The sequence below is a fragment of the Kitasatospora sp. MY 5-36 genome (assembly GCF_001182915.1).
Classification (GTDB): domain Bacteria; phylum Actinomycetota; class Actinomycetes; order Streptomycetales; family Streptomycetaceae; genus Kitasatospora.
In genome coordinates this window covers 1-11174 of record NZ_LFVW01000392.1, presented here as the reverse complement: position 1 = coordinate 11174, position 11174 = coordinate 1, and the positions used below count along the sequence as shown (strand labels likewise).

The following is an 11174-nucleotide window of genomic DNA, read 5'->3' as shown; positions in this document are numbered from 1 at the left end:
CCCGCAGAAGGTCCGGCGGGCGGCCGGGGTGCTCGGGGCCAGGCTGCGCTCGGCGCCGCTGACGCTGGCCCTGCTGGCCGGGCTCTGGCTGCTCGGCGCGGCCACCCGCAGCCTGGGCCACGGCCCGTCGGACCGGCTGCTGGAGCGGGCCGGCATCGGCCTGTCCACGCTGGCCGAGGGCCACTGGTGGACGCCGGTCACCTCGATGTTCTGGTGCTCGGGCCGCGGCTCGTACGTGTTCACCAGCCTGCTGCTGCTCCTGGTCGGCCCGGCCGCCGAGCACCGGCTCGGGCGGCTGCGCACCCTCGCGGTGCTGGTCGGCGGGCAGGTCGTCGGCACCCTGCTGGGCACCGGGCTGGTCGCGTTCGGCTCCTCGGCGGGGGAGCAGTGGACCGCCTCGGTGGCCGACCAGATCTCGGTCGGCCCCGGCGTCGGCGTGTTCGCGCTGGCCGGGGTCCTCGGGTACCGGCTCACCGTGCTCTGGCGCCGCCGGCTGCACCTGCTGGTGCTGCTCGTCCCGCTGGTGATGACGCTGTACGTGGGCCACCTGCAGAGCGTCCAGCGGTGCGCCGCCGCGCTGGCCGGGCTCGGCCTGGGCGCGCTGGTCAGCCGGGGCCGCCCGCACCTGCGCACGCACCGCTCCTCGCACTCGGAGACCCGGGTGCTGGTGGCGCTCTGCCTGGTCGCGGCCGCCTTCGGGCCGCTGCTGGCCTCGCTGTCCGACAACGCCAGCGGGCCGTTCAACACCTTCTCCGAGCTGTACTTCTCGCACCGGCTCAGCCCGGACGAGGTGGCCGACTTCTGCGCGCAGTCGGCGCACGACTGCGCCCGGGCGCACGCCGTCGTCCGGATCTTCGACACCCCGGGCCGGATGATGGCCGCGCTGATCCCGGCACTGCTGCTGGTGCTCGCCGAGGGGCTGCGCCGGGGCCTGCGGTTCGCCTGGCTGGTCACCGTGGCCACCGAGCTGCTCTGGGCGGCGCTGCTGTGCTGGCTCTACCTGGACGCCGGGCCGGTCAGCCGGGACGTGGTGCAGTACTTCGTCGAGGCGCTGCTGCTGCCGCTGCTGACCACCGCGCTGCTGGTGGCCACCCGCAAGCGGTTCCTGCTGCGGCTGTCCGGCCGCTCGGTGCGCCGGCTGGCCCTGGTGCTCGGCGGCGCGGCGCTCGCCTCCGCGGCCACCTACGTGGGGGTCGGGCGGCTGGTGGCCGGGGAGTTCGAGCCGGGGGCGTCCGCCCGCCGGCTGGTGGCCGGGCTGCCGGCCCAGTTCCTGCCGCCCGCGTACAACGACCTGCTGCCGGACTACCCGATCGCGGTCGGGCCGGTGGCGCGCTTCCTGGAGACGTACTGCGGGCTGGCGTTCTGGGCGGTCGCGCTGGCCGTGCTGCTGTCGGTCTTCCGCCGGCCGGTGCTGCACACCGACGCGGCGGCGGCCGCCCGCGCGCGGGCGCTGCTGGCCGAGCACGGCGGCGGGACGCTCTCCTTCATCGCCACCTGGGACGGCAACCACTACTGGTTCGACGAGGGCGGCCGGGCGGCCGTCGCCTACCGGGTGGTGGGCACCGTCGCGCTGACCACCGGCGACCCGTTCGGCGCGCCGGAGGACCGGGCCCGGGCGGTGGCCGGCTTCGCCCGGTACTGCGACGCGCGCGGCTGGACGCCGTGCTTCTACAGCGTCTGCGGCGAGACCAGGGCCGCCACCGCGCAGCTCGGCTGGCGCTCGGTGCAGGTCGCCGAGGACACCGTGGTGCCGCTGCCCGAGCTGGCCTTCACCGGCCGCAAGTGGCAGGACATCCGCACCGCCCTCAACAAGGCCGGCAAGCAGGGCATCTCCGCGGAGTGGTGGGCGTACCACGAGGCGCCGCTGGCGCTGCGGGAGCAGATCCGGGCGATCTCCGAGGAGTGGGTCTCCGAGAAGGGCCTGCCGGAGATGGGCTTCACGCTCGGCGGGCTGGAGGAGCTGGACGACCCGGACGTGCGGGTGCTGATCGCGGTGGACGAGCAGCGGGTGGTGCACGGGCTGACCAGCTGGATGCCGGTGTACGAGAACGGCGTGCCGGTCGGCTGGACGCTGGACTTCATGCGCCGGCGCTCGGACGGCTTCCGCGGCGTCAGCGAGTTCCTGATCGCCTCGGCGGCGCTCGGCTTCAAGGAGGAGGGCGCGCGCTTCCTGTCGCTGTCGGGCGCGCCGCTGGCCCGGACCGGGCAGGACGAGGAGCCCACCGGCCTGCAGCGGATGCTGGACTGGATGGGCAAGGTGCTGGAGCCGGTGTACGGCTTCCGCTCGCTGCTGGCGTTCAAGGCGAAGTTCCAGCCGGAGTACCGGCCGATGTACATGGCGTACCCCGACCCGGCCGCGCTGCCCGGCATCACCAGGGCGATCGGCAAGGCGTACCTGCCGCACCTGACGGCGGCCCAGGGCGTCCGGCTGATGCGCAAGCTCTCGGGCTGACCCGCCCCTGGGGGCGCGACCGTACGGGCTTCCCGGGCCCCGGACCCGGGTCGCCGCGCGACGGACGCGGACGGACGGTTCACCACGCGGGCGGGCGCGTCACGGCCCGGAAGCACGGGGGCGCTCCCGCGGGCCGGCGCCCCCGTCAGCCGAGCAGCTGGGCGAGCGCGCGGTCGGCGTCCAGGTGCAGGTGCTCCTCGCCCTCCGGGACGACCAGCCGGCTGCGCCACAGGAAGCGGCGCAGGTCGGCGGCGTCGAACTGGAGCAGCGCGGTGCCCTCGGGCGCCCGCAGCTCGACCATGGTGCGCCGGCCGACCGCGGGCCGGACGTGGACGTCCCCGGCGCCGGACGGCAGCTCCAGACCGGCCGAGAGCAGCTGGCGCGCGAAGACCCAGACGATGTCCTCGGAGCCCCGGCGCTCGGCCGGGTCGTCCAGCGAGAACTCGGCGGGGAAGGCCATCCGGACGGCCAGCGGGTCCTCCGGCAGGTAGGAGAGCCCCACCCGCAGCCGGACGGAGCGGTGGGAGGAGAGGATCAGGCGGGCCTGGACGGTCTCTTCGACGGTGCGCACGGGCGGGGTCCCTTCGGTTCGGTGCGAGGCTGCGTGACAGCAGTGAGGGTTGCTGCGGCCTCACCCTGGTGAGAGTCCCGGGACCGGTGGTGCTTACCGGGTTCCACGAGGCAATCGTTGTGATCCGGGTCACATCGATTTCCGGCCGCGCGGGCCCGGCGCGGAGCGCCGCCTGGAGGCCCGAACGGCGCCGGACCCGGTACGCTGGGCGGGTTGTCCGATTGCCGCCCGACCGCGGGGTGAGGCCGCAAAACCGCCTCTGACCTGCGATGATCCCCCTCGGAGACCGTGAGTACTGCCGCCGCCTCCTCGATGCCGCTGTTCTCCGACGTACCGGAGCCGCAGGCGCCCGTCCGATCCGTCGGCCACGCCGCGCCCGCCGGTTCGCACCACCTCTCCCCGGCCTTCCCCGGCCGCGCCCCCTGGGGCACCGCCGGCAAGCTGCGGGCCTGGCAGCAGGGCGCGCTGGACAAGTACATCGAGACCCAGCCGCGCGACTTCCTCGCGGTCGCCACCCCGGGCGCAGGCAAGACCACCTTCGCGCTCACCCTGGCCTCGTACCTGCTGCACAACCACCTGGTGCAGCAGGTGACGGTCGTCGCACCGACCGAGCACCTGAAGAAGCAGTGGGCCGAGGCCGCCGCGCGGATAGGCATCCGGCTGGACCCGGCGTACTCCTCCGGGCCGCTCTCCCGGGACTACCACGGCATCGTGGTCACCTACGCGGGCGTCGGGGTCAACCCGATGCTGCACCGCAACCGGACCGAGGCCCGCAAGACCCTCGTGATCATGGACGAGATCCACCACGCCGGTGACTCCAAGTCCTGGGGCGAGGCCTGCTTCGAGGCCTTCGAACCGGCCACCCGCCGGCTGGCGCTGACCGGTACGCCGTTCCGCTCCGACACCAACCCGATCCCGTTCGTGGCCTACGACGCGGGCGGCGACGGCATCCGCAAGTCCATCGCCGACTACACCTACGGCTACGGGCACGCGCTCGCCGACCACGTCGTCCGCCCGGTGATCTTCCTCAGCTACAGCGGCAACATGCGCTGGCGCACCAAGTCCGGCGACGAGCTGGAGGCCCGGCTCGGCGAGCCGATGACCAAGGACCTGATCGCCCAGGCCTGGCGCACCGCGCTGTCCCCGCAGGGCGAGTGGATCCCCTCCGTCCTCCAGGCCGCCGACCGGCGCCTCACCGAGGTCCGCAAGGCGATCCCGGACGCCGGTGGACTGGTCATCGCCACCGACCAGAACGTGGCCCGCGCCTACGCCAAGATGCTGCGCGAGATCAGCGGCGAGAAGGTCACCCTGGTCCTCTCCGACGAGACCGAGGCCTCCAAGCGGATCTCCGACTACGCGGAGGGGACCTCGCGCTGGATGGTCGCCGTCCGCATGGTGTCCGAGGGCGTCGACGTGCCGCGGCTGTGCGTCGGGGTCTACGCCACCTCGATCTCCACCCCGCTGTTCTTCGCCCAGGCCGTCGGCCGCTTCGTGCGCGCCCGCAAGCGCGGCGAGACGGCCTCGGTGTTCCTGCCGACCATCCCGATGCTGCTGGGCTTCGCCAACGAGATGGAGCTCCAGCGCGATCACGTGCTGGACCGGCCGAAGAAGGAGGGCGACGGCCTCTTCGACGAGGAGGACCGGCTGCTCGCCGAGGCCGAGCGGGCCAACGACGGGCCGGACGGCGCGGGCGGCGACGAGTTCTCCTACGAGGCGCTGGGCTCCGAGGCGGTCTTCGACCGGGTCCTGTACAACGCCATGGAGTTCGGCATGCAGGCCCACCCGGGGAGCGAGGAGGAGGAGGACTACCTCGGCATCCCGGGCCTGCTGGAGCCGGACCAGGTGCAGATGCTGCTCCAGAAGCGCCAGCACCGGCAGATCCAGCGCAGCAAGACCAAGCCCGCCGAGGAGGCCGACCTGCTGGAGCTGCCGGCCGAGCAGCGGCCGGTGGTCACCCACCAGGAGCTGCGGGAGCTGCGCAAGGAGCTGAACGCGCTGGTGGCCGCCTGGCACCACCGCACCAACCAGCCGCACGGCACCATCCACAACGAGCTGCGCCGCCAGTGCGGCGGGCCGCTCACCGCGCAGGCCACCGCCAACCAGCTCAAGGCGCGGATCGTGAAGATCCGGGAGTGGGCCAACTAGTCCGGGCGGCGGCCCGGCGGGGCCTGTCGGCGGAGGGGCTTCGAAGGGCGGCGCGTCCGGTCATCGGACCGGGGGCGCGTCCGGAGCCCGACGCACCCGGCGAATCGCGGGGGTTCGTCCCGAATTCGAGGCGCTGTTGGAGTTGATCACGCCCGAATTTTGGACAACCACTTCCGTCGCGTCATTTCCTTCACTACCTTTCCCCCACGCTCTTCCGTCGGGCAACCCCCGCGGGACGGCGTCGCAGGGCCGTGCGCGTCAACGACGACGCCGTACGGCCCGAGCGCGGCCACCCCCACCTGCGCGCGACACCGACCTTGGAACGGCGCCGCCCGCCCCGCGAGCGCCGCGGAAAGGATTGCCCGTCGTGACAGCCGAGACCTCCCAGACCCTGGACCGCGGCGTCCGGGTCCTCAAGCTCCTCGCCGACTCCGAGCGCGGGCTCACCGTGACCGAGCTGGCCGCCCGGCTGGCCGTCAACCGGACCGTGGTCTACCGGCTGCTGGCCACCCTGGAGCAGCACGGCCTGGTCCGCCGGGACATCGGCGGGCGCGCCCGGGTCGGCCTCGGCGTGCTGCGCCTCGCGCACCGGGTGCACCCGCTGCTGCGCGAGGCCGCGCTGCCGGCCCTGCGCAGCCTCGCCGAGGACCTCGGCGCCACCGCCCACCTGACCCTGGTGGACGGCAACGAGGCGCTGGCCGTCGCCGTGGTCGAGCCCAGCTGGACCGACTTCCACGTCGCCTACCGGACCGGCCTGCGCCACCCGCTCACCGAGAGCGCGGCCGGCCGGGCGATCCTGGAGGCGCGCACCTTCCCCAGCCAGCGCCGGCCCGAGCAGGGCTTCGTCATCACCCGGGCGGAGGAGCAGTCCGGGGCGAGCGGGGCCGCCGCCGCGCTGGTCGGACTGAGCGGCATCGAGGGCAGCGTCGGCGTGGTGATGCTGAACGGCATGGTGCCCGAGCGGGTCGGCCCCCGGGTGGTGGAGGCGGCGACCGAGGTGGCCGACGCCCTGAGGTAGCGCCCGCACCCGGTGTCGGGTGTGTTTGGATTCCCCTTGTGTCCGACACCAAGCTTTCCAAGGCCCTCACCTCCCCGCGGACCCGCGCGCTCACGCTGTGCGGGGTGCTGGTCGCCGCGCTGTTCGGGGTGGCCGCCTTCGTCCCGCTGCCGTACACGATCACCTGGCCGGGCCTGACCGCGGACACCCTGGGCTCGTACGAGGACAAGCCGGTCCTCACGATCACGGGCGCGCCGCTGCGCACCACCGAGGGCGAGCTGCGGATGGTCACCATCACGGCGACCAACCCGGGGCAGAAGAACACCTTCTGGCGCTCGATGCAGGCCTGGTTCGACCCGAAGGAGGCCGTGCGCCCGACCGAGACGGTCTACCCGGAGAGCAACCCGGTGAAGGCCGACGAGGCGACCGCCGCGCAGATGGCCGAGTCCCAGGACGCCGCCACCGCGGCCGCGCTGAACTACCTCCGCCTGTCGCCGGACCAGGTGAAGGTCAAGGTCGACCTGGGCGCGGTCGGCGGCCCGAGCGCCGGCCAGATGCTGGCGCTGGGCATCGTCGACAAGCTGGCCGGCGACGGCAAGGGCGGCGACCTCACCGGCGGGCTCACCGTGGCCGGCACCGGCACCATCGAGGCGGACGGCACCGTCGGCCTGGTCGGCGGCGTCCCCCTGAAGACGCAGGCGGCCGCCCGGGACGGCGCGACGGTGTTCCTGCTGCCCAAGGACGAGTGCTCGGACGCCAAGGTGAACACCCCGAAGTCGCTGCGGCTGGTGCCGGTCGGCACCCTCGGCGAGGCGGTCTCCGCCCTGGAGGCGCTGAAGAGCGGCGGCAGCGTCCCGTCCTGCTGACCCCCGGCCGGCCTCGTGCGGGCCTCCGACCGGCCGGGCGTCCCCCCGCACGGGGTCGGCCCGGCCCGCGCGGTCAGATTCCGAAGGCGACCGCGGCGAAGTCCTCGCCGAGCCGGGTGCGCAGCTCGGCGGCGATCCCGGCCAGCCGGTGGGCCTGGGCCATCGGCAGGGAGACCGAGATCGCGCCGATGCCGTTGCCCGCGACGATCGGCACCGCCGCACCCGCCGAGCCGAGCGCGTACTCCTGGAACTGGGTGATCGGGACGGCCCGCCGCGGGCCCTGGCGGGGCAGCAGCGGCAGGCAGGCCGGGTCCCGCAGGGTGTACGGGGTGAACGGCACCATCGGGTAGCGGGCCAGGTGGGCCCGGCGCTCCTCGGCGGTCATCAGGGCGAGCAGGGTCTTCCCGGCCGCGTGGGCGTGGGCGCCGACCCGCCAGCTGTGCCGGTCGATCAGCGGCGCGCCGGGGGCCTCGGCGGCCTCGATCAGCTCCACCTCGCCGTGCCGGTACCAGGTGAAGTAGACGGCGGCGGACAGCTCGTCGGCGAGCAGGCCCAGCAGGGCCCTGAGCCGGGCCCGGTCGGTGGCCGGGCCGTCGTCCCGGACCAGCCCGGTGACGGCGGGGCCGGTCAGGTAGCGGCCGCTGTGGCGCTCCAGGTAGTGGTCGTGCACCAGGGTGCGCAGCAGGTGGTAGGCGGTGCCCAGGGCGAGGTCGGTGTCCCGGGCGAGCTGCTTGGCGGTGGCGCCCTTGGGGTAGCGGGCGGCCGCCGCCAGCAGGCGCAGGGCGCGCTGGGCGGAGGCGATGAGGGTGGGGGCGGTACCGTCGGCCGCGACGGCGTTCGTCATGCGGGGGCCGACCAGGGGGAGGGCGCGGCCGCCACGGGTATCAGCGGGCCGGAGAGCGGCGCCAGGATTTGTAGAACGTTCATACATAAATCTTGCGGCCCCCGACGCCTCCTGCCTATGCCGAATCGGCGCGTGGCGTGGCGCGGACCCTCCTACTCGGCGGCGGCCTGGTCCACCAGCGGCAGGATCCGGTACGGCACCGGGTTCTCCAGCACGATCGCGGTGGACGAGCGGACGATCCCGTCGAAGCCCAGCACCCGGTCGATCACCCGCTGCAGATCGGCGTTGGACCGGGCCACGATCCGCACCAGCATGTCCCCGATCCCGGTGATGGTGTGCAGCTCCAGCACCTCCGGCACGCTCGCCAGGTGCGCCCGCACGTCCGCGCCCTGCCCCTGGGAGATCTCCAGGGTGGCGAAGGCCGTCACCGGGTAGCCGATCGCCGCCGGGTCCACCTCCGGGCCGAAGCCGCCGATCACGCCCTTGGCCTGGAGCCGGTCCAGCCGGGCCTGGACGGTGCCCCGGGCGACCTGCAGCCGGCGCGAGCACTCCAGCACCCCGATCCGGGGCTCCTCGGCGAGCAGCCGGATCAGCCGGCCGTCCAGCGGGTCGATCGTGTCGTTCGTACTGCCCACGATGGAATTCCCTTGAGGGGCAGTGGAGTTGGGGGAGCCGGGGGAGCTCGGCGAGTGGGCGGGGGGCATTCGCGGCACCGTCCTGTGGTGGGCATTCTGTACAGCGGCGCGGCCGATTCTCCCGCTCCGGGGCACAGCTTGACCAGGAGGAAACGGAACAGTTGCGCGCGGGTCGGCCCGGCGACACCCTCCAGCCACACCCCCGTGCGCAGGGCCCCACCCCCGGTGCCGGGGGCGGCCACGATGGTCCGTACGCCTACCGGGAGGGCAGTCATGACCGACACCGCCGCCGAACCCGCCCTGTTCGGGGCAGACCTCCCACCGGACCCGGCGGAGGCGGGGCCGCTGCCGATGGGCCGCGCCGACGCGGTGGTCTTCGCGGTCGCCGACGCCGAGCGGGCGGCCCGCCGCTACTGCGCCGCGCTCGGGCTGCGATGTACCGCGTACGCCGGGCCGGAGACCGGCGAGCCGGAGCTGCTCTCGTACGTGCTCGCGGCGCCGGGCACGCGGATCGTGCTCACCTCCCCGGTGCCGGCCGCCCCGCCGGGGCCCGCCGCCCCGGTGCGGACCGCCTCCCGGACCGCGTCCCGGGTGCGGACCGGCGGCCCGCGCGGCCGGGAGCTGACCGCGTACCTGGACCGGTACGGGGACGGGGTGCTGGACCTCGCGGTGAGCGTGCCGGACGTCTACTACGCCTACGACTACGCGGTGGACCGGGGTGCGCTGTCGCTGGCCGAGCCGTACGAGGCCCGGGACGACTACGGCGCGGTGGTGCTGGCCACCATCGGGGTGCCGGGCGGGACCAGGCACACGCTGGTGGACCGGGCGGGGTACGTGGGGCCGTACCTGCCGGGGTACGTGCCGTGCGACGGCCTCTGACGGGGCGTCGTGCGGCGGACCGGTTCCTGACGGACCGCCGGAAGCGCCTCAGCGGATCGCCGTCTCCACGATCGGCGGGTGGCCGTTCCAGGAGGCGAAGACGGAGTTGGCCTCGTCGCCCCGGGTGAAGTCGACCCGCAGCCACTGGCCGTCGGTCCACACCTGCATCTGCCAGCCCGGGTCCGGGGTGGCGGAGACCAGGGTGGCCCGGTCCGGCTTCAGGTCCAGCGCGACCTTGCCGCCCGGGATCGGGTAGCTCTTCACCGTGGACGTCGTGGTGGCGGTGGGGACGGGCCGGCGGGTGGGCGGCGCGGCGGTGGTGGCGGGGGCCGGGCCGTGCGGGGCGGTGGCGGCGGTGGCGGCGTTGGTGGTGCCGGTGGTCGGGGAGGCCGCCGGGGAAGGGGTCGTGGACTGTGCGGCGGAGCGCGGCTGGTCCGCGGTGGCGGGCGCGGAGTGCAGCGTGCCGTCGGCCTTCGGGGAGGGCAGCGGCAGCGCCGTGGGCCGTTCGAACGCGGCGCCGGTCAGCACCGCGTGCACGCCGAGCCAGGACAGCGCCACCGCCGCCCCGGTGGCCGCCGCCCAGGCGCCGAGCTGTACCAGTCCGTTCCGCATCGTCCGCACATCCTGCCGTATTTCCATACGGATGGAGACCGGCACCCCCGGTATTCAGCAGGGCAGTTGCACAATGTCCGGACCCACCCCCGAGGTACAGACCACTGACCGGCGATGGCGTACCGTGCAGGCCCATGGCAACAGTGCTCGTGGTCGAGGACGACCCCTTCGTACGATCCGCCCTCATCCGGCACCTGACCGACACCGGTCACGCGGTCCGCAGTGTGGGCACGGCTCTGGAGGCGCTGCGGGAGGTCGCCCAGGTCGGCTGTGACCTGGTGATCCTCGACCTCGGCCTGCCGGACCTGGACGGCAGCGAGGCGCTCAAGATGATCCGGGGCCTGACCAACGTGCCGGTGATCATCTCCACCGCCCGGGACGACGAGGCCGAGATCATCCGGCTGCTCAACGACGGCGCCGACGACTACCTGGTGAAACCTTTCTCCGGGGAGCACCTCAGCGCCCGGATGACCGCCGTGCTGCGCCGCTTCGGCAGCGGCGCGGCCCCCGTCGCCCAGGTGCTGCGGGTCGGCGGACTGGCCATCGACCTCCAGCGGCGGGAGGCCGCGCTGGACGGACGGCCGCTCGACCTGACCCGCCGTGAGTTCGACCTGCTGGCCTTCCTGGCCGCCCGGCCCGGCGTGGTGGTGCCGCGCAAGGAGATCCTCGCCGAGGTCTGGCAGCAGACCTACGGCGGCGACCAGACCATCGACGTCCACCTCTCCTGGCTGCGCCGCAAGCTCGGCGAGACCGCCTCCAACCCCCGCTACCTGCACACCGTCCGGGGCGTCGGGGTCCGACTGGAGGCCGCCGGAGGACTGCCGGAGCACCGGACATGAGGCGGTTCGGGCGCTCGCTGCGCTGGGCCCTGATCAAGGCCGCGGTGGCCGGGACCACCATGGTCGCGCTGGCCTTCCTGATCCCGCTCGGGCTGATGGTCCAACAGACCGCGCGGGACCGGGCCTTCACCGCCGCCGAACGGCAGGCCGCGGCGCTCGGGCCCGCCCTGGCCATCACCACCGACGAGGACGCGGTCAACCGGGCCCTGGCCAGTACGGACGCCGGCGGGCAGGGGCGGATGGCGGTGCACCTTCCGGCGGCCGGGCAGCCCGCCGGAGCGGGCGGCGCCGAGGCGGCGACCGTGGGGACGGGCGGGGGCGGCCCCGGGACGGT

General features: G+C 74.3%; 10 protein-coding genes and 1 pseudogene. 7 read left to right on the top strand and 4 right to left on the bottom strand.

Translation table 11 applies throughout. From position 1 onward, the window contains the following. On the top strand, positions 1–2452 hold a 2452-nt coding region (locus AE652_RS23790; protein ID WP_159028538.1), incomplete at its 5' end, for a rhomboid family intramembrane serine protease. Between the two features lie 145 nt (positions 2453–2597). Here AE652_RS23790 and AE652_RS23785 read toward each other — a convergent pair. Next, entirely contained in the window at positions 2598–3023 is a 426-nt protein-coding gene (locus AE652_RS23785) for an SsgA family sporulation/cell division regulator (protein ID WP_049654781.1), read from the bottom strand. Positions 3024–3335: 312 nt separating this feature from the next. On the opposite strand from AE652_RS23785, the gene AE652_RS23780 reads away from it, so the two are divergent. The 3 genes from AE652_RS23780 (at position 3336) to AE652_RS23770 (ending at position 7031) form a co-directional block, all read left to right on the top strand. Then, positions 3336–5168 carry a DEAD/DEAH box helicase gene (locus AE652_RS23780; RefSeq protein WP_049654780.1) on the top strand — a complete coding sequence of 611 codons (1833 nt, stop codon included), beginning with the start codon at positions 3336–3338 and terminating at the stop codon, positions 5166–5168. 367 nt (positions 5169–5535) lie between these two features. Continuing rightward, complete coding sequence (locus AE652_RS23775) at positions 5536–6186, top strand: IclR family transcriptional regulator (RefSeq protein WP_049654777.1); 651 nt, start codon at positions 5536–5538, stop codon at positions 6184–6186. Between the two features lie 38 nt (positions 6187–6224). Further along, the gene (locus AE652_RS23770) at positions 6225–7031 is read left to right on the top strand and encodes a S16 family serine protease (protein ID WP_049654776.1); all 807 of its coding nucleotides are present in this window, start codon (positions 6225–6227) and stop codon (positions 7029–7031) included. Positions 7032–7104: 73 nt separating this feature from the next. Here the strand turns inward: AE652_RS23770 and AE652_RS23765 are convergent, their stop codons facing one another. Both AE652_RS23765 and AE652_RS23760 read right to left on the bottom strand, forming a co-directional pair. After that, positions 7105–7875: a helix-turn-helix domain-containing protein gene (locus AE652_RS23765; RefSeq protein WP_049654774.1), complete on the bottom strand. Its 771-nt coding sequence runs from the start codon at positions 7873–7875 to the stop codon at positions 7105–7107. 152 nt (positions 7876–8027) lie between these two features. Beyond that, on the bottom strand, positions 8028–8510 hold the full coding sequence (locus tag AE652_RS23760) for an Lrp/AsnC family transcriptional regulator (RefSeq protein ID WP_181970601.1): 483 nt from the start codon (positions 8508–8510) through the stop codon (positions 8028–8030). Positions 8511–8783: 273 nt separating this feature from the next. Here AE652_RS23760 and AE652_RS23755 point away from each other — a divergent pair, with 273 nt between their 5' ends. Next, entirely contained in the window at positions 8784–9389 is a 606-nt protein-coding gene (locus tag AE652_RS23755) for a VOC family protein (RefSeq protein WP_049654773.1), read from the top strand. Between the two features lie 48 nt (positions 9390–9437). Here AE652_RS23755 and AE652_RS47455 read toward each other — a convergent pair whose 3' ends face one another. Continuing rightward, positions 9438–10001 carry a hypothetical protein gene (locus tag AE652_RS47455; protein WP_063780240.1) on the bottom strand — a complete coding sequence of 188 codons (564 nt, stop codon included), beginning with the start codon at positions 9999–10001 and terminating at the stop codon, positions 9438–9440. 134 nt (positions 10002–10135) lie between these two features. Here AE652_RS47455 and AE652_RS23745 point away from each other — a divergent pair, with 134 nt between their 5' ends. Together AE652_RS23745 and AE652_RS23740 are read left to right on the top strand one after the other, a co-directional pair. Beyond that, positions 10136–10840, top strand: a complete 705-nt coding sequence (locus AE652_RS23745; RefSeq protein WP_074005033.1) for a response regulator transcription factor — start codon at positions 10136–10138, stop codon at positions 10838–10840. 17 nt (positions 10841–10857) lie between these two features. Continuing rightward, a pseudogene (locus AE652_RS23740) lies at positions 10858–11174 on the top strand (two-component sensor histidine kinase); the annotation flags it as partial.